The organism is Thalassospira sp., from assembly GCF_030690045.1.
Lineage (GTDB): Bacteria > Pseudomonadota > Alphaproteobacteria > Rhodospirillales > Thalassospiraceae > Thalassospira.
Map to the genome: position 1 here is coordinate 104,102 of NZ_JAUYHK010000022.1, position 18,825 is coordinate 122,926.

The window sequence follows — 18,825 nt, forward strand, 5'->3', positions numbered from 1 at the left end:
CATCTGTCTGGCAATTGTCATCTGCCCTGATCTGCCATATCATCGGATACAACCATTTTCATGACTGCTGTCAAAGGTCGGCAAAATGTCCTCTCAGAATTTTTCCGTCAGAACCGATTCCGGCACGCTGGAAAAAATTGACGCCCTTGCACAGGAACAGCAGCGGTCCCGTAACGTCATCGTCAATGAAGCCATCGACCGCTATATCCGTGAAGAAACCCGCTGGCAGGCCCAAATCGAAGACGGGCTGGCCGCCGCAGAAGCCGGGGATTTTGCATCGCCCGAAGACATTGACAGGCTGTTTGACAGTTTTGATCAAAAAGCCGCACAGGCCCTGTCGAAAGACTCCGCATGATTTTGCGCTGGACCCGTCCGGCATTACGCGACCTTTCGGAAATTTTTGATTTTCTTGCCGCCCGGAACCCGGTCGCCGCGCAAAAAATCCTGTCGGGGATTCGCACCCGCGCCAATCTTCTCCCCCATCATCCGATGATGGGGCGCAGTGGACGGATTGACGGCACCCGCGAACTGGTGATTGGCAAAACACCCTTTGTCATCGCCTATCGGGTTACATCCACACATGTCGATATTCTGGCGGTGCGTCATGACCACCGCCAATGGCCGGATAAACTGGCCGATTGAAACGCTGATTGCGTTTCTGATCACGCCAGATCGTTGAAATCATCCAGCATCATGGCAATCCGGGCTGAATCCCATTGTTCCATCACCCGCCCGGCATGATCTGCGGCGGTGCGCAGGTCAATCTTGCGCAGGCGTTGTTTGACCGGTAGCAAATTGACCGGCGACATCGACAGATTGCGCAGGCCAAAGCCGATAAACAATGACGTATAACGCGGATCACCGGCCATTTCGCCGCAAACGCTGATCGGAATATCATGGCGGCCCGCCACCGTCACCGCCTCGTGGATCAGGCGCAACACCGCCGGATGCAACGGGTCATACAAATCCGCCACCTGATCGTCGCTGCGGTCGATTGCCAGGGTATATTGCGTCAGATCATTGGTGCCGATGGCAAAAAATTCGCATTCGCGCGCCAGTGCATCAATCGTCAGGGCGGCGGCCGGAATTTCGATCATCGCCCCCAACGGCGGCAACATATCCGGGATGCCATGCCCGTCCTGACGCAGGCGTTTGGCAACCGCGTTGTAAACCTGCCGCACCCGGATCATTTCATGAATGCTGACCACCATCGGAATCAAAACCCGCACCGGCCCCAGCAAGGAAGCACGCAAAATTGCCGCAAGTTGCGTTTCCAAAAGATCGCGCCTGCGCAACGACAACCGCACCCCGCGCAGCCCCAATGCCGGGTTTGGCCCCGTGCCCATTTCTTCCTGAAGCGACAGCGCCAGTTTTTCACCGCCAATATCAAGGGTGCGGATCGTCACCGGTTTGCCGCCCATCTGCGTCACGATATCGGCCAGTTCGCGATATTGTTCGTCTTCGCCCGGCAAATAGCGTTTGTTCATGAACATGAATTCACTGCGTAACAGCCCGATGCCGGTGGCCCCATTGGCCAGTGCACCGGCAACCTCGACCGGTAATTCGATATTGGCATGCAGATCCAGCGTCACCCCGTCCGATGTTTCGGACGGCACATCGCGCAAACGCAACAGTTTCTGCCGCACCGCCAGCCAGTCATCCCGACGCTGGCGATATCGGTCAAGATCGGCGGCATCGGGTCGCAGGATTACCTCGCCCCGTGTGCCGTCCACGATCATCATCTCGCCGCCCGACACACCGCCAATGATGCCGGTCGCCCCCAGAACGGCAGGCAGGCCTAAGGACCGCGCCATAATCGCGGCATGGCCTTCGGCCCCGCCAATCGCCGTGACGAAAGAGGCAATCTGGCCGGGTTCAAGCCGCGCCATATCGGCCGGGCTGACTTCCTCGGCCACCAGAATCGCCCCGCGCGGGGCGGTGTCAAAGGCCCGGTCGGTTTCGCCGGTCAGATTGCGCATCAGGCGCAGCCCGACATCGCGAATATCCGATGCCCGGGCGGCAAGATAACGGTCGTCAATCGCCTCGAACTGGCCGGTGATATCCTCGATCACATCGCTGACCGCCCATACCGCATTCATGTTCTGATCGCGGATGCGCTCTTCGGCCCCGCGCACCAGCCGCGATTGCGTCAACATATGGATATAGGCATCCAGCAAAAATCCCAGTTCTTCGGACGCCGCACTGTCGCGCGCCCCGGACTGGTTTTTCAGGCGATGCAAATGCTCGATACTACTGGCCACTGCCTGATGCAGGGCGGCAATTTCGGCGTTGATATCATCATTTTCAAGACGATGGCGCGGCACATGGACAAATTGCCGGTCCACGACAAAGGCCCGGCCAATGGCAATGCCCCCCGATACGCCCAGCCCGGTCAAAACCCGGCGTGACGAAACAGGTTGGGGGCCGCTGGTATCTTGCGGTGTCACTGTCAAACGTTTCCTGTCGGCGTTCTGCCTGTTGATTGCCCGCCTTCCGGATCAGAAAGCGGGTATGGGCCGAAACCCTAGTCTTCGTGAAATCCGGCCTCGACCAGATCGGTCAGCGCGCCCAGCGCCTTTGCCCCTTCACTGCCCGAAACTTCGATTTCAATATCGGTGCCGGTTGATGCTGCCAGCATCATCAGCCCCATGATCGACACCCCCGAAACCTCGGTGCCGCGATTGCGCACCATGACGCGGGCGTCAAATTCGCCTGCCAGTTTAACAAATTTTGCCGCTGCCCGCGCGTGCAAACCGCGCTGATTGACAATGGTCACGATCCGCTTTTCAGTCTGCCCCATTTTTGTCCCCGCTTGTCCGGGCCAGCGCAGCCGGTCGCTGTCTGACCCGAAATAATATTGTTTTTATTCCTCGCCGCTCAGCAAACGCGACGCGACATTGATATATTTGCGGCCGGCTTCTTGTGCCGCATTGACCGATTCGGTCAAAGTGCCGTCAATCCGTACCGAGGCCAGTTTGATCAAAAGCGGCAAATTGACCCCGGCAATGACTTCGACATGGGCCTGTTCCATGATCGAAATCGCCAGATTGGACGGGGTGCCGCCAAACATGTCGGTCAACAGCACAACCCCCTTGCCGGTATCGACCTTGCCGACACAGGCCAGAATATCGGCGCGCCGTTTTTCCATGTCGTCATCCGGCCCGATGCACACAACAGCAATATTTTCCTGCGGACCAACCACATGTTCCAGCGCCGCAACAAATTCCCTTGCCAGATCGCCGTGGGTGACAAGCACCATTCCGATCATGCCGTTTTCTCCATCATATCGCTTCTCCCCCAGATTTCTGTTCATCCGGCTCGGCCGGTTTGTCCCGATGGCTGAGATGAACATCATAGCCAAGCTGGCCAATCCAGTCATTTAACAGCCGCGCAATATAAACCGATCTGTGCTGTCCGCCAGTACAACCTATCGCAATGGTCAGATAGCTTTTGCCCTCTTCGGCGTATCGGGGCAAGATCGGCGCAATCAGATCTTTCAGACGGGTCATGAAACCGGCGAAATCGCCATCCTGTTCAATATAGCGCCCCACCCGGTCATCCAGCCCCGTACAAACGCGAAGCTCGGGATCATAATGCGGATTGCGTAAAAAGCGCACATCAAAAACAAGGTCGGCCTCGCCCGGCAATCCCTGCCGAAACGAGAAACTTTTGACAAAGACCGACATGCCATCCTTGTCGCCAATATGGAACTGGTCCAAAAGGATCATGCGCAATTCGGCAGGTTTCAGACGCGATGTATCAATGATCATATCGGCCAGCGTCGCAATCGGCGCCATCAGCCGTTTTTCATGCGTGATGGCATCAATCAGCGGGCGGTCCTGAGTCAGGGGATGGGGCCTGCGGGTTTCGGTAAAGCGCCGCTGCAAAATCGTGGTGTCGGCATCAACAAACAATAATGTCAGTTCCAGCCCCGGCTGCGCACGCAAGGAACGGACAATATCGGCAAACTGATCCACGCCAAAATCACGGGTGCGGATATCAAGGCCGATGGCACAAGGCGCACCCAGATCGGCATCGGACACCAGAAAATTGGGCAACAGGCGCAGTGGCAGATTATCGACCGCATCAAACCCGAAATCTTCCAGGATTTTAAGGGTCGTCGTCCGGCCCGCCCCCGACACCCCGGTCACCAGCACCAGCCGCGCCGTTTGCTTGCCGATGCTGCCGTTTTCTTTGGCATCGGCGGAATCTATCTGATCGGTTTGTGTCATATCCGCGTCCGCATCTCGCCTGTTGCGATGGCCAGCGCCACTTCGATTTTCTCGGTTGCGGCAATTTCAAACGCCCATAACCGCCAGACCGGCACCGTAATCCCGCAGACAACATCATGATGGGGATCGGGCAGACGATCAACCTCTTCGGGCGGCACCAGATCAATAATCACCCGGATATGTGCCTGTTTGCGATGGCGCACTTCGACCACGCCAATGCCGCGCACTTCCAGAAGACCCTCAATCACCGTCGGCACCCGTGCGATCAACGCGCCATTCTCGGCATGCAAAACCGTGCGGTCATCGGCCACAAGCCACCCGCCCCGCCGGATCAGCCGCAGGGAAAGATCGGATTTGCCAGCCCCCGACGGTCCGCGCAACAAAACGCCATGACCGCGCAGGGCAACACAATTTGCGTGTATTTGTACCATGTCGGGCGAAACGATGATCGCGGGCACAGCGCTTGTCAAACGGCGAATGTGCATTGCAGCGAACAAAAATGAAAAAGGTCACACCTGCAAGGGCAGACGCAAGGTAAAGCACGCCCCGGCGACCTTGCCATCGACCATCCGGTTCGAGGCGGTCAGTTCGCCATTATGGGCCGCGACAATGCGCTGGGAAATCGACAGGCCCAACCCCGAATGCTGGCCGAATTTTTCGCCCTGCGGCCGTTCGGTATAGAACCGGTCAAAAACCGCACTTTCCTTGCCCGGCGGAATCCCCGGCCCGTCATCCTCAACCGTAATCACGGCCTCGTTTTTATCACGCCATGCCCGCACCCGGACTTCGCCACCCGGCGGGGAAAAGGTAATGGCATTGCTGATCAGATTGCGGAACACCTGAACCAGACGACTTTCAAGGGCCGGAACCATCAGGTTTTCCGGGGCCTTGACCGTCACCGACGCCCCCCCCTCCGTCACATTGTAAAGTTCCGAAAGGGTTTGCAGCAAGGATCGCAGATCAGCATTTTCGCTTTCGGCCCGCGACAATTCGGCATCCATGCGCGAATAATCGGAAATATCGCTGATCAGACGGTCCATGCGCTGCACGTCTTCGGCAATAACTTCCATCAGGCGGCGCTGGCGTTCCGGATCCTTGAGGCGCACCGCCGTTTCCACGGCACTGCGCAGCGAGGTCAGCGGATTTTTGATTTCATGGGCGACATCGGCGGCAAACCGTTCAATCGCATCCATCCGGTCCCACAGGGTTTCGGTCATATCGCGCAAGGTGCCCGACAAATCACCAATTTCATCATTGCGATCCGTCAGGTCCGGAATGGTAAATTGCCGGTTTTTGCTGCGCCGGACCCGTTCCGCCGCCCGCGCCAGCCGGTTCAGCGGCCGCGTAATCACCCCGGCCAGATAAATCGACAACAACACCGTAATGCCAAAGGCAAACACAAAAATCTTGAGGATATCCAGCCGCACCGCCTGAAGGGCGGTTTCAATCTGATCGCCGGTTTTGGTCAGCATCACCGATGCCAGAACCCGTTTGAAACGCTGGACCGGCACCGCCACCGACAACACCCGCTGCCCCTGTGGGTCAACCCGCACCACGCCGCGTGAATAACCGCCAAGGGCGGCACGGACTTCGGGATAATCGGCCGCGCTGGCAATCGGCGGATCAACATAAAGCGGCAAGGGCTTTTCACCCTCAAACAGGGTCAAAAGCCCGTCGGTCAGATAGCGCATGATTTCGGCAAACCGGTCTTCTTCGCCCGGCGGCGGCAAATCTTCGGCCTGCACCGCCCCGGCGCCAAAGGCCCGGATATTGCGGCTGTCGGCAATCAGTTGCCCGTTGGCGGCAAACAGCCGGGTCCGCGCCCCGGTAATGCCGACAAGGCGGCGCACCATTTCCCGTGCGACTTCAAGTTTCACCCGTTCGGTGGCGTCATCCCCCGGCCCGACCGCCGATGTGGACAGGGCAGCCGCATACATTTCGGCCTGCACCGCCATCGCCTCAAGTTCCGAATGAATCAGTTCCTGTTTATAGCGACCCAGATACAAAATCCCCGCCACCAGCACAAAAAGCGCCAGCGCATTTACAGCCAGAATCCGCCACGTCAACGGCGAAAACAGCCCGTGCCGTTCTTCCAGACGACCGGCACGATATTCGGATGGACCGGAACCGGGCGGGGTTCCGGATGCGGGATGTTCACTCATTCATATCTGCATTTCAGGCTGAAGACACCTGTCACGGACCCGCACAGTTACAAGGCCGGACATAACCGGAATCATCCCGGCACAACCACAGTGTCGCGATAACGATACCCGACGCCGTACAGGGTTTCGATTTCCTTGAATTCGGTGTCGGTTTCGCGGAATTTCTTGCGCAGACGCTTGATGTGACTGTCGATGGTACGGTCATCGACATAAATATGTTCGCCATACGCCGCATCAATCAGCTGATCGCGGTTTTTCACATGGCCCGGATGTTTTGCCAGCGCCTGAATCAACAGAAATTCGGTCACGGTCAGATTGACATGCTGGCCCTTCCAGCTGCACATATGGCGTGACGGGTCCAGCACCAGATCGCCGCGCTGAAGCATGTCATCCGATCCGTTGGGACGAATGCCGCCCGCCCGCATCAATTCGGCACGCCGCAACAGGGTACGAATACGTTCCAGCAACAAACGCTGTGAAAACGGCTTTTTGATATAATCATCGGCCCCCATGCGCAAACCGGTCAGTTCATCGACCTCGTCATCCTTCGATGTCAGAAAGATCACCGGCATCTGGGTTTTCTTGCGCAAATGGGTCAGTAATTCCAGACCATCCATGCGCGGCATCTTGATATCGAGAATGGCCAGATCCGGCTCATCCCTGGTCAGGGCGTGCAAGGCTTCCGATCCGTCGGAATAGGTCGTGACCTCATAACCTTCTTCTTCCAGCGCCATCGAAACCGATGTCAGAATGTTGCGATCGTCATCCACAAGTGCGATTTTGCTCACATTGGCCTCGTCATCTGGACACATAAAACTGATAATTGAACCTATCAAATTACATCCCATTGTGGCGAAAAAATAGCCGGTTGGGGCAAAATCAAGGTTTTAGATACAATATCGTATTTGTTTTTTACCATATTCCCTATGCCCTGAAAGCCGGGTATTCATACCGGCAGATCAATGCGGGTTTATTGACTTCCCCGGTACAAACCCCATAAGTGTCATCCAGCCTGTCACCAATCGCAGCAACAAAGGGCGGCAATGTTCCATTGGCTCGTATCCTATAGCCGTGCATCGCTCAGCCTTGTCGGCCTTGCAGTTGCCGGGCTGGTTGTCTGGCTGGCGGTGAATGCGACCGGCAACCTGACCATCGACCAATTGCAACAAACCGCACAGGCGCGCCTTGCCCTTTATGAAAGCACCTTGCGCGCAACGGTCGAACGATATCGTTATTTGCCCTATGTCGTTTCACGCCACCACGAGGTTATCGATATTGTATCGGGAACCCGGCAGGCCGACACCGCCAATCAATATCTGAAGCAGGTCAATGACCGGTCCGGCGCGGCGGCCCTTTATGTCATGGATATTGATGGCATGACGGTCGCGGCCAGCAACTGGGGAACCCCCGACAGTTTTGTCGGCAACGATTATGGCTTTCGATCCTATTTTCGCGACGCAGCAAGCGGTGGCGAAGGTTTCTTTTTCGGGGTCGGTGTCACAACCGGGCGATCGGGCCTGTTCATATCGCACCCGATTTTGAAAAACGGCACGATCATGGGTGTGGTGACGGTCAAAATCGAACTCGATGAACTGGAACAAAGCTGGCGCGGGGGCGGGGAAAGCGTGTTTGTGTCCGATGCAAACGGCGTCATCATCCTGACCAGCCGGGGCGACTGGAAATACCGGATGCTGCGCCCGCTGAGCGATCAGGAACGCGACACTATCGCCCGCAACCGGCAATATTACGGGCAGGAACTGATCCCGATGGATATCGACCCCGACCCGTCGGGCACGGAGGGTATCCTTGAAATCGGCGCTGACCGGTTTCTGCGCGATGTCAAACCAGTCAGCGGCAGCGACTGGAACCTGTCTTATCTGACGCCAATGGATTATGTCATCGAACGGCAGATGACTGTCTTGTTGCTGTCGGCCATCGCATCGGGGCTGATTGTGCTGCTGGTTTTATTTCTGCGCGAACGCGAACTGAAACTGGCATCCCAGCGCAAATCCGAAGAATTTACCCGTATTCAGGCGCTTAATACCCGCCTTGAAGAAGAAATCGGCGAAAGACGCAAAACCGAGGCCGAACTGCGCGGCACCCAGCAGGAACTGGTTCAGGCCGGAAAACTGGCCGCCCTGGGTCAGATGTCGGCGGCCATCGCCCATGAAATCAATCAGCCGATTGCCGCCATCCGGACCTTTTGCGCCAGTGCCCGGCTGATGCTGGAACGCGGCCAAATCGACGGGCTGGATCAGAATGTCGCCCAAATCGCCGAACTGACCGAACGCATGGGGGCGATTACCGGCCAACTGAAAACATTTTCGCGCAAATCAACCGGGGTTCTGGTCCCGGTTGATCTCAGAACCGCACTCGACAATGTCACCCGGTTGCTGGCATCGCAACTTCAGACCGAAGGATGCGTATTGTCGCTGTGGCAACAGGAACCCGATCTGATTGTCCATGCCGATCTGGTCCGGATTGAACAGGTTTTTGTCAATGTCATGCGCAACGCGCTTGATGCCATGGAGGGATGCCACAACAAGCAAATTGCGGTTTATCTTGAACGGTCGGGCAATTTCGCCATTGTCCGGATCATTGATACCGGCCCGGGCATTGATGACGAAACCATCGATTTTCTGTTTGATCCGTTCTTTACCACCAAGGAACCGGGACAGGGGGTTGGCCTTGGCCTGTCGGTTTCCTACGGGATCGTGCGCGATTTCGGCGGCAATATCAAAGCCGGTAACAATGCCGGGGCCGGGGCCTGTTTTGAAATTCAATTGCCCTTGATGCAGGGGGACCCGCCATCATGACATCGCACCTTTCCGAACCCCAGGTCATCATTGTCGATGACGAAGCCGCGATGCGGGCCAGCCTGTCACAATGGCTGGAACTGTCGGGTTATAAAGTGCGCAGCCATGCCAATCCGCAAACGGCGCAAAAAGACATCACCGCCCGGTTTGCCGGGGTAATCCTGACCGATGTCAAAATGCCCGGTATGGATGGCATCACCTTTGCCAAATCGGTTTTTGCCATTGATCGCGACATCCCGGTGATCCTGATGACCGGGCATGGCGATGTGCCGATGGCGGTGGAGGCGATGAAGATCGGGGCCTATGATTTTATCGAAAAACCGTTCGAGCCGCGCGACATTCTGGGCACCATTGACCGGGCCATCGAAAAACGCAAACTGGTGATCGAAAACCGCCTGTTGCGCATGCAGGTTTCGCAAAAAAGCAGCCTGGACAGCCGCCTGATCGGCAACAGCCGGGCCATGCAGGCCCTGAAAGCCGAAATTGCCAATATCGCCCCGACCGGGGTTGCGGTCTTGATTTCGGGCGAAACCGGCACCGGCAAGGAACTGGTCGCCCGCGCCATTCATGACCTTGGCCCGCACCATGACCGGCGTTTTGTTGCCGTCAATTGTGCGGCCATTCCCGAAAACACCGCCGAAAGCGAGCTTTTCGGGCATGAAAAAGGGGCCTTTACCGGGGCCGCCGCACGCCGCATCGGCTGGGTCGAACATGCCGATAACGGCACGCTGTTTCTCGATGAAATTTCAAGCATGCCCCTTGCCTTGCAGGCCAAGCTGCTGCGTGTGATCGAACAGCGCGAAGTGGTTCGGGTCGGGTCCAATATCCCGGTCAAAATCAATTTTCGCCTGATCTGTGCCACCAACGAAGACCTTGTAAAAGCCGTGGCCGAACGGCGGTTCCGCGAAGATCTTTTGTTTCGCATCAATACGTTTGAACTCAAAATCGCCCCGTTGAAACAACGCACGGAAGATATCCCCCACTTGTTTGATATCTTTGCCGAACGCGCGGCAGAAACATTTGAAAGACCCTATGAAAAGCCCCCCGCAAGCCTGTTGGCCCGCTTGCTGGACCATGACTGGCCGGGCAATATCCGGGAATTGAAAAATCTGGCGGAACGTTATGTTCTTCTGACCGGCACCGCCCAGGAAAAATGGCCGCGCCTGTTTCGACCCGGCCCCGATCAGACGGCCCCGGAATCAGGAACCGGAACCGGTCAAACCCTGACAGACCGGATGCGCCGCTTTGAACAACAGATCATTCGCGACGCCCTTGATCGCCATAACGGCAACATCAAGGCGGTTATGGATGAACTCGACCTGCCGCGTCGTACCCTGAATGAAAAAATGAAAAAGCTCGATCTGCGCCGCGACGCTCCCTGACAGGACAATTTGTGCCAACGCCATTTGATGATACCCTGCGATGGAGCGTGACTGGAAAATCGGCAATTTTTTGCTTATGTCGGCGTCACAATCGGCAAAAAACCGCCGATGACATTGATTATGATTCAGCAGCCCTTTGATTTTAAAACAAAATAATATTGGGCAATCTGGCATGACACTTGCGTGTGTCGGCCAAAATAACAAAAACCAATACGGCTATCGGGAGGAACATCACATGCCTTGCAGGGCGTTTTTACGGTCATGATCCTGGAATGTCTGAACTGCCCCATCGGGTTTGCAGTCCGGATTTCTGTGCTCTGTCCGCTTTGACCTGCATTTGTGCGCTAGTGTGCCTTTCGGGATTACCTTAACATCATCTACTGTCCGATATCGTGGCCTTCTGCCTTTCGGGGACAGGCCACGTCAAAAAACCACGACATCCAAGGGAGGAAGTCACAATGACATCTATCGCAACGAAATCCGTTCTGGCTGGCGTTATTGCCGCGACACTCAGCATCGGCAGCCTGTCGGTTGCCAAGGCCGATGAATTTATCAATGTTCTTTCCGGGGGCACCTCGGGCGTTTATTATCCGCTGGGTGCGGCCCTTGCCAATATTTACGGCGAAAAGATCGAGGGCGCCCGTACCCAGGTCCAGTCAACCAAGGCATCGGTTGAAAACCTCAATCTGTTGCAGGCCGGCAAGGGTGAAATTGCGTTTGCCCTTGGGGATTCGGTGAAACTGGCATGGGAAGGCAACGAAGAAGTCGGCTTCAAGGCCCCGCTTGACAAGCTGCGCGGGATTGCGGCGATTTATCCGAACTATATCCAGATTGTCGCCTCCAAGGAATCCGGCATTACCTCGCTTGCCGATCTGAAAGGCAAAAGCCTGTCGGTTGGTGCGCCGAAATCCGGTACCGAACTGAATGCCCGTGCGATTTTTGGCGCGGCGGGCATGTCCTATGACGATCTGGGCAAGGTCGAATATCTGCCCTTCGCCGAATCCGTCGAACTGATCAAAAACCGTCAGCTTGATGCCACCTTGCAGTCTGCCGGTCTGGGCGTTGCCTCGCTCAAGGATCTGTCAACCTCGATGGAAGTCGTGATTGTGGAAGTTCCGGAAGATGTCGTGTCCGCACTGGGCGCGCCTTATATCTATGCCACCATTCCGGCAGGCACCTATGAAGGTCAGGATGCCGATGTCAGCACGGTTGCTGTCGTCAACTTCCTGGTCACTCATTCCGATGTGCCCGAAGAAACCGCCTATCAGATGACCAAACAATTGTTTGAAAATCTGCCCGCAATGACCGCCGCCCACAGTGCCGCCCGCGCCATCAGCCTCGACAGCGCACTGGACGGTATGCCGGTTCCGCTGCATCCGGGTGCGGAACGCTTTTACACCACCAGATAGTCAGAACCACCCTTCAACAGACCGGTCAGGGACAGATGCCCTGACCGGTGCCTGTTTTGATATCCTGATATTATGTGTTTAAGCCGTATCTCTGCCGGGGACCCGACATGTCGCGTGACGAAACGACCCACCAGATGCCATCCGATGCACCGGATCTGGGTTTGCACGATCCGCTTGTAAACAGTTTTGGCCCGACCTTTGAAGGTCGCCTGCTGTTCTGGATTGCTTTTGCCTTTTCCGTTTTCCAGATTGCCACCGCCGCCCATATTGTCGATTTCGCCAGCCAGGTCACCCGGGCGGTGCATGTCGGCTTTTTGCTGTTGCTGGTGTTTCCGCTGATTGCGATTGCCCGCAAAAAATCGGTGTCGATCAAAACCCTGGCATGGATCATCGCCCTGTCGGGGGTGGCGGTTGCCGGGTATCAATGGATCGAATATCGCGATTTGTTGCTGCGTGCAGGCGATCCGTCACAGATGGATATTGCATTTGGCATTGTCGCGCTGATCGGGGTGTTTTTCGGGGCCTATATCCTGATGGGTCCGGCCTTGCCGATTATCGCCGGGGCGTTTCTGGCCTATTGCCTGTTTGGGGAATATTTGCCTTCGCCGCTAAACCATCGCGGCTATGATTTTGCCCAGGTCATCGAACATATGACCTATGGCACCGAAGGCATTTACGGCATTCCGATTTATGTGTCTTCGACCTTTATTTTCCTGTTTATCCTGTTTGGGGCCTTTCTGGAAAAGGCCGGCATGATCAAACTGTTTACCGATGTGTCGATGGGCCTTGTCGGTCATGCCCGTGGCGGCCCGGCCAAGGTATCGGTGATTTCATCGGGTCTGATGGGCACAATTTCGGGGTCGGGCGTTGCCAATGTCGTGACCACCGGGCAATTCACCATCCCGCTGATGAAACGGTTTGGCTATCGCGCCGCCTTTGCGGGCGGGGTCGAATCGACATCCTCGATGGGCGGGCAACTGATGCCGCCGGTGATGGGGGCGGTGGCCTTTATCATGGCCGAAACGCTGGGCGTTGAATATTACGAGGTGGTCAAGGCCGCCCTGATCCCGGCCATTCTGTATTTTGCCTCGGCCTTCTGGATGGTCCATCTGGAGGCCGGCAAACACGGCCTGTCGGGTATGAAAAAATCCGAATTGCCGTCGGCCAAAGACGCCATCAAAAAACAGTGGTATCTGATCGTGCCGTTGGCGATTCTGGTCTATCTGCTGTTTACCGGCTATACGCCGCTTTTCGCAGGAACCGTCGGCCTTGCCCTGACCGTATTGCTGATTCTGGGCGGTTCGGTGGCCCTGGGCCTGCCGTCGCAAATCATCCGGATCATTTTCTGGGTCGGGCTGGGCTTTGTTGCCGCCGCCTTTTTCAAATTCGGCATCATGGTGGTGGTCGCCGCCGTCGCCGCCCTGATCGCCTGGAACGCCTTTTCCAAGGGCGGGCGGGAAACACTTGGTATCTGCCGTGATTCTTTGGCCGAAGGCGCGAAAACCGCCCTACCGGTCGGGGTCGCCTGTGCAATTGTCGGCATTATTATCGGCACCATGACCCTGACCGGTTCGGCCAACACCTTTGGCCAGTTCATTGTCCATGTCGGCGATCAAAGCCTGTTTTTGTCGCTGGTTCTGACCATGGTCACCTGCATCGTGCTGGGCATGGGCATTCCGACGATCCCCAATTATATCATCACCTCGTCGATTGCCGGTCCGGCCTTGCTGGAACTGGGTGTGCCGCTGATTGTCAGTCACATGTTCGTGTTTTATTTCGGCATTCTGGCCGATCTGACACCGCCGGTCGCGCTGGCCTGTTTTGCCGCCGGGCCGATTGCGCGGGAAAGCGGCCTTAAAATCTCGATGGAGGCGATCAAAATCGCTGCCGCCGGTTTTGTCATTCCGTTCATGGCGGTCTATACCCCCGCCCTGATGTTGCAGGATGGCGGCCCGATGGCCGCAAGCATCGGCTATTGGCCTGCTGTGGCCTATATCGTGCTGAAAACCGGGATTGCCATTGCCTTGTGGGGCATGGCGGTGATCGGGGCACTTAATATCCGCCTGACCATTCCCGAACGCCTTGTCTGTCTGGCCGGGGCCTTTACGCTGGTGGTGGCCTATACCATTACCGATGTTATCGGGTTTGGCCTGTTTGGTCTTTTTGCCATCATGCACTGGATGCGGGTGCGCCATCTGGCAAAGGCCGGGGCATAAAACCCGATGGCGCTGTGCATTCTGGCGGCAGGCAAAACGATCAGTCTGGCGATCACGGCTTTTACCCTGTCGTGGATGCATTCGGTCGAACATACCGGATGGCACGAAGAATGGCGCATCGGGCCGCAAGGGCTTGAAATTGTCGAAGCCCGGATCAAGGGATCGGGGGCGGGGATGGAACCGCCCCCCGATGCCCGCCTGATTGATGGATGGTGGGTTTATCACCCCGATCTGCCGCCCTTGCCATCCGTCACCTTGGCCGCATCCGGGGCCACCGGACAGGGATGGCAATTATGCGCCGACGGCAAATGCCGCGAATTGGGGGCCGATGCGGGCGACGCCATCACCCTGTCGCCCTGCCCCTGATCTGTCGATCTTTCATCTGTTTGCCGGGCTGGACGGCGACGGGTTGAATCGATACAATCGACAAATCATCAGACAATTCCGGCTGTTCCCATGCAATTTTTCTATCTGCTGAAACAGGCACCCCGGCCTTTGGGCTTTGGTGTTCTGCACAGTTTCGGTTCCAGTTTCGGTCAGACCTTTCTGATTGCGCTGTTTGTCCCGTTCATGGCCGCCAGTCTGGCGATCAATGAAACAGAATTTGCCAATATCTATGCCGCCATCACCATTGGCAGTGCGCTGGCCCTGCCGTTTCTGGGGCGGCTGATCGACCGGGTGGATCTGTTGCATTACAGCATCGCAACCCTGACCCTGCTGTCGGTCGGGTGTTTTGTTCTGGCGGCAACCGGGTCGATCTGGATGTTGCTGGCCGGGTTGTTCATTGTGCGGCTGGCCGGGCAGGGATTGATGACCCATGTGGCAATGACCGGCACGGCACGTTATTTTGATCGCAATCGCGGTCGCGCCCTTGCCCTTGCCGCCTTTGGCTTTCCATTGGCCGAGGCCATCCTGCCGATCACTGTTCTGGGGCTGATTGCGCTGTTTGGCTGGCGTGCTGCCTATGCCGGGGCAGGGGTTGCCATTCTGGTTGTCCTGATGCCGCTGGCAATCTGGCTGGTCTGGCAAAATGACCGGTATCGGTCTGTGCCGGGTAAAAACACCCCCGACGACCCCGCCGCCCAAACCGACGCAACCCGCCATCCGGCGCTGTTCCGGTCCCGTTATATCTGGCTGTGCATGCCGATGTTGGCCACCCCGCCGCTGGTGATGACGGCCCTGTTTTTCCATCAGGGTCTGATTTCTTCGGCCAAGGATATTCCACTGGCGTGGTTTGCCGCCGGGTTTACGGTGTTTGCCGCGACCTCGGTGATCGGTGCCTTTGGCAGCGGACCGTTGATTGACAAATACAGCGCCCGCCGCCTGTTTCCGTGGCATCTGATCCCGACCATGATCGGCATCGCCCTGTTGTCCTTTGTCTCGTCGCCGTGGATTGTGCCGGTTTATATGGGGCTGGTCGGCATTACCACCGGCTTTGCCACCACCTTGCGCACCGCCATCATCCCCGAACTGGTACCCATTGATCAGATCGGATCGGTCCGCAGCACCCTGACCGCTGTCATGGTGGTGGCATCCGCCATTGGCCCGGCGATGTATGGCTGGATGTTTGCCGCCAATATGGCGATTGAAACCATGCTGATGCTGACCATTGCCGGGATGGCGGTGGTCACGGTGATGTCGTGGGTTTCCGAACGACCGGGCTTTTACACCCCGCCCGGCATTTCACGGCACAGCGAGTCATAAGATAAAAAATGACCCGGCACGCGATTGCGGCCGGGTCAGTCGGGGAAAACAGCATCATCCAGGGAGGAAGACGCCAGTAGAAAAAGTCAATCATCGCAGCCGGGACGCGAAAAACACCGCATCAACCCGCCGGTCTTCAGATCAGGCAGCACCGCCAACAGTACCGGCCGGGTGCTTGACATCGTGGTCACGCGCCTTCGGGTTCAGAACCTTCAACAGGCTGCGCAGCAAACCACCAACATATTCAGCACGAAGCTGCTGGCCCTTGCGTACGCCTGCTTCGATCTCGCTGGTTTCGATTTTCAGCAACTTGATGTCAGCGAACGTCCTCATAGCGGACCTCCTTAAATTTCGGTTTCACGCGGCACATCGCCGCTCTTGATGAAGTCACTCTAATTCTCTTTACGGCGCGCGTGAATTCCCTCAATATGCACATTACTTATGAATGGGTGTCACAAATAGGGAATTGCTCATGGATCGCGCCGCCGAGATGGAAATCTTTGTCCATGCCGTTGAAGAAGGCAGCTTTTCGGCTGCTGCCCGCACCATGCGGCTATCACCATCGGCTGTATCGAAATATATTTCCCGTCTGGAAGACCGCCTTGGCGCCCGCCTTTTGATGCGCACCACCCGGCAGCTCAGCCTGACCGAAGAAGGCCGCGCCTTTTACGAACGTGCGCGCACCATCCTGACCGAAATCGAAGAAGCCGAAGAAGTCGTCACCCAGCTTTATGCCGCCCCGCGCGGCACCTTGCGGATCAATGCCTCGATCGCCTTCACCAAATATCAGGTGGTGCCGCTGATCCCGGAATTTCTCAACCAGTATCCCGATGTGCGAATCGAACTGACCCTTGATGACAAATTTGTCGATCTGGTCAATGATGGCTATGACCTTGCGATTCGCCTGTCCGAACTCGAAGATTCATCGCTGATTGCGCGCAAATATGCGGTCAATCGCCGCATGATTGTCGCTTCGCCCGATTATCTGGAAAAACATGGCATTCCGCGCACGCCGCAGGATCTGGTCCATCATAACTGCCTGTATCTGTCATCGCGCGAAAGCTTCAATGACTGGCATTTTGACACCCCCGAAGGCCATGTATCATTCCGCGCACAGGGTACATTTTCGGCCAATGACGGCGATGTGCTGCACGAAGCCGTGGTGGCCGGTCTGGGCATGGCGCGTCTGGCCGAATATCTGGTGCATGAAGACATCCGGGCGGGTCGCCTCACACCGGTTCTGACCGAATTTGTCCATGACCGCGCCTGGATTTCGGCGGTGTATCCGCACAAACGCCATTTATCGCCCAAGGTCCGGGCCTTTGTCGATTTTCTGGCCGACAAATTCACCCCGGTTCCGCCGTGGGAACTGGGCCTGAAAGATGCCCGTTCGGTCCGCAAAACCGTCCCGCCGATTTCAGAAACCGGTATCCTGACCACCGGGGACAACGGTTAACCCTGCGGACGCAAAACCGCCAGCGATCCGGTAAAATGATATTCGGCGGAATGGCTCAGATCATCGAGTTGGCGTTGCTGGCCGCTGCGCACGAAACCGCATTTTTCATAAAAGCGATGCCCGGCGGCAAATCGGGTATCGGTCCACAACATCACATCCGAACAGGCCGGATGATGATGCGCCAGCCATTCATATGCCGTTGCCAGCAATTGCTGCGCCCGGCCCTGCCCGCGCAGATTGCGATCCAGATAAACCTTGTGCAGTTCGCCCAAACCGGGCTGATCCACCGTCACGCCAAGGCACCCCACAATCATGCCACCGCGTTCCAGCACCCACATCGCCCCGTTGCGGGCGGTAAAATAATCGGCAATGGCATCCAGTTCCGGGAATTCGGCGGCGCGGTCATAAATGCAGCCGGGATAATCGGCAAATACCGCCGCAATCAACGCCCCGATGCCCTCGCCATCCGCATTGCAGGCGGGGCGCAAAACCACATCCGTCATTGCACAATCACGCCCCTGGCAAATTTGTCATAACCGCGCAGCACCGCATCGGCATCCATCACCGCCTTGCCGGGGCGCTGGATGCGGGTCGGGCGCAGGGCGTGACCATCACCACAGGCAATCGTCAGGTGGTCATCCATGATTTCGCCGGGTTTGCCACCCGTACCCGGAACAATTTCGGCAGACTGCACCTTGATGCGTTCGCCCGCATGTTCAAAAAACGCGCCGGGCCACGGCGTAAAGGCGCGAATTTTGCGTTCCAGCACCGCCGCCGGATCGTTGAAATCCAGCTTCGCCTCGCTTTTATCAAGCTTGGCGGCATAGGTCACACCGTCTTCGGGTTGCACCGTTCGCGCAACCCCGCCATCCGGCAATGTCGCCAGAACTTCGACAATCATCTCGCCGCCCAATGCCGCCAGACCATCATGCAAATTGCTGGCATAAGTCTGGTTTGTGATCGGCAAGGCCCGCATCAGCATCATATCGCCGGTATCGAGCCCGGCATCCATTTGCATGATGGTCACACCGGTTTCATGATCCCCGGCCAGAATGGCCCGCTGGATCGGGGCCGCCCCGCGCCAGCGCGGCAAAAGCGAGGCATGAATATTCAAACAGCCATATTTTGGCGCATCCAGAACAGCCCGCGGCAGGATCAGGCCATAAGCCGCCACCACCGCCACATCCAGTTCAAGATCGGCAAATTCCTGCTGCGCTTCGGCCGATTTCAACGATACCGGCGTACGCACCATGATCCCCTGCGCCGCCGCCCAGGCATGCACCGGGCCCGGCGTTTCCTTTTGCCCGCGCCCACTGGGCCGGGGCGGCTGGGAATAGACGCACACCACATCATGACCGGCGGCAACAATCGCCTTTAGCGCCACAAGGGCGAAATCGGGGGTTCCCATAAGGGCAAGGCGCAGCTTGGTCATATCTGGTCCCGGATCA

Annotated in this window: 19 protein-coding genes; 9 read left to right on the top strand and 10 right to left on the bottom strand. The window is 57.0% G+C overall.

Annotated elements, in window-relative coordinates; all coding sequences use genetic code 11:
- Positions 1–85: 85 nt before the first annotated feature.
- Together Q8O73_RS19505 and Q8O73_RS19510 are read left to right on the top strand one after the other, a co-directional pair.
- A complete protein-coding gene (locus Q8O73_RS19505) occupies positions 86–355 on the top strand; it encodes a CopG family ribbon-helix-helix protein (RefSeq protein ID WP_305559878.1) in 270 nt (89 codons plus the stop codon).
- Positions 352–642, top strand: coding sequence for a type II toxin-antitoxin system RelE/ParE family toxin (locus Q8O73_RS19510; RefSeq protein WP_305559879.1), 291 nt, complete (start codon positions 352–354; stop codon positions 640–642). The genes Q8O73_RS19505 and Q8O73_RS19510 overlap by 4 nt, the downstream gene beginning before the upstream one ends.
- A 20-nt stretch (positions 643–662) precedes the next feature.
- Here the strand turns inward: Q8O73_RS19510 and ptsP are convergent, their stop codons facing one another.
- The 7 genes from ptsP to Q8O73_RS19545 all read right to left on the bottom strand — a co-directional run bounded on the left by ptsP (position 663) and on the right by Q8O73_RS19545 (position 7,182).
- Positions 663–2,447: a phosphoenolpyruvate--protein phosphotransferase gene (ptsP, locus tag Q8O73_RS19515; protein WP_305559880.1), complete on the bottom strand. Its 1,785-nt coding sequence runs from the start codon at positions 2,445–2,447 to the stop codon at positions 663–665.
- 77 nt (positions 2,448–2,524) lie between these two features.
- Positions 2,525–2,800, bottom strand: a complete 276-nt coding sequence (locus Q8O73_RS19520) for an HPr family phosphocarrier protein (RefSeq protein ID WP_305559881.1) — start codon at positions 2,798–2,800, stop codon at positions 2,525–2,527.
- 63 nt (positions 2,801–2,863) lie between these two features.
- Positions 2,864–3,268, bottom strand: coding sequence for a PTS sugar transporter subunit IIA (locus tag Q8O73_RS19525; RefSeq protein ID WP_305559882.1), 405 nt, complete (start codon positions 3,266–3,268; stop codon positions 2,864–2,866).
- A 13-nt stretch (positions 3,269–3,281) separates the two neighbouring features.
- A complete protein-coding gene (rapZ, locus tag Q8O73_RS19530; protein WP_305559883.1) occupies positions 3,282–4,232 on the bottom strand; it encodes an RNase adapter RapZ in 951 nt (316 codons plus the stop codon).
- Positions 4,229–4,663, bottom strand: coding sequence for an HPr kinase/phosphorylase (locus tag Q8O73_RS19535; RefSeq protein ID WP_305559884.1), 435 nt, complete (start codon positions 4,661–4,663; stop codon positions 4,229–4,231). The genes rapZ and Q8O73_RS19535 overlap by 4 nt, the downstream gene beginning before the upstream one ends.
- A gap of 78 nt (positions 4,664–4,741) precedes the next feature.
- Complete coding sequence (locus tag Q8O73_RS19540; RefSeq protein ID WP_305559885.1) at positions 4,742–6,394, bottom strand: stimulus-sensing domain-containing protein; 1,653 nt, start codon at positions 6,392–6,394, stop codon at positions 4,742–4,744.
- A gap of 71 nt (positions 6,395–6,465) precedes the next feature.
- Positions 6,466–7,182 (bottom strand): response regulator transcription factor, encoded by a 717-nt coding sequence (locus tag Q8O73_RS19545; RefSeq protein WP_305559886.1) that lies wholly within the window; start codon positions 7,180–7,182, stop codon positions 6,466–6,468.
- Between the two features lie 255 nt (positions 7,183–7,437).
- Between Q8O73_RS19545 and Q8O73_RS19550 the strand changes: the two genes are divergently transcribed.
- The 6 genes from Q8O73_RS19550 (at position 7,438) to Q8O73_RS19575 (ending at position 15,921) form a co-directional block, all read left to right on the top strand.
- Complete coding sequence (locus Q8O73_RS19550; RefSeq protein ID WP_305559887.1) at positions 7,438–9,210, top strand: ATP-binding protein; 1,773 nt, start codon at positions 7,438–7,440, stop codon at positions 9,208–9,210.
- Positions 9,207–10,592, top strand: a complete 1,386-nt coding sequence (locus tag Q8O73_RS19555; RefSeq protein WP_305559888.1) for a sigma-54 dependent transcriptional regulator — start codon at positions 9,207–9,209, stop codon at positions 10,590–10,592. The genes Q8O73_RS19550 and Q8O73_RS19555 overlap by 4 nt, the downstream gene beginning before the upstream one ends.
- Positions 10,593–11,050: 458 nt before the next feature.
- Positions 11,051–12,001, top strand: a complete 951-nt coding sequence (locus Q8O73_RS19560) for a TAXI family TRAP transporter solute-binding subunit (protein ID WP_305559889.1) — start codon at positions 11,051–11,053, stop codon at positions 11,999–12,001.
- A 107-nt stretch (positions 12,002–12,108) separates the two neighbouring features.
- On the top strand, positions 12,109–14,217 hold the full coding sequence (locus Q8O73_RS19565; RefSeq protein WP_305559890.1) for a TRAP transporter permease: 2,109 nt from the start codon (positions 12,109–12,111) through the stop codon (positions 14,215–14,217).
- Positions 14,218–14,223: 6 nt separating this feature from the next.
- The gene (locus Q8O73_RS19570; RefSeq protein ID WP_305559891.1) at positions 14,224–14,583 is read left to right on the top strand and encodes a DUF1850 domain-containing protein; all 360 of its coding nucleotides are present in this window, start codon (positions 14,224–14,226) and stop codon (positions 14,581–14,583) included.
- A gap of 90 nt (positions 14,584–14,673) precedes the next feature.
- Positions 14,674–15,921: an MFS transporter gene (locus Q8O73_RS19575; RefSeq protein WP_305559892.1), complete on the top strand. Its 1,248-nt coding sequence runs from the start codon at positions 14,674–14,676 to the stop codon at positions 15,919–15,921.
- 141 nt (positions 15,922–16,062) lie between these two features.
- Here the strand turns inward: Q8O73_RS19575 and Q8O73_RS19580 are convergent, their stop codons facing one another.
- Positions 16,063–16,254 carry a hypothetical protein gene (locus Q8O73_RS19580; protein ID WP_305559893.1) on the bottom strand — a complete coding sequence of 64 codons (192 nt, stop codon included), beginning with the start codon at positions 16,252–16,254 and terminating at the stop codon, positions 16,063–16,065.
- 139 nt (positions 16,255–16,393) lie between these two features.
- On the opposite strand from Q8O73_RS19580, the gene Q8O73_RS19585 reads away from it, so the two are divergent.
- Positions 16,394–17,377, top strand: a complete 984-nt coding sequence (locus tag Q8O73_RS19585) for a LysR family transcriptional regulator (RefSeq protein WP_305559894.1) — start codon at positions 16,394–16,396, stop codon at positions 17,375–17,377.
- On the opposite strand, the gene Q8O73_RS19590 is transcribed toward Q8O73_RS19585, so the two are convergent.
- Positions 17,374–17,880, bottom strand: a complete 507-nt coding sequence (locus tag Q8O73_RS19590; RefSeq protein ID WP_305559895.1) for a GNAT family N-acetyltransferase — start codon at positions 17,878–17,880, stop codon at positions 17,374–17,376. The genes Q8O73_RS19585 and Q8O73_RS19590 overlap by 4 nt on opposite strands.
- Positions 17,877–18,809 (bottom strand): methionyl-tRNA formyltransferase, encoded by a 933-nt coding sequence (gene fmt, locus Q8O73_RS19595; protein ID WP_305559896.1) that lies wholly within the window; start codon positions 18,807–18,809, stop codon positions 17,877–17,879. The genes Q8O73_RS19590 and fmt overlap by 4 nt, the downstream gene beginning before the upstream one ends.
- Between the last annotated feature and the right edge of the window lie 16 nt (positions 18,810–18,825).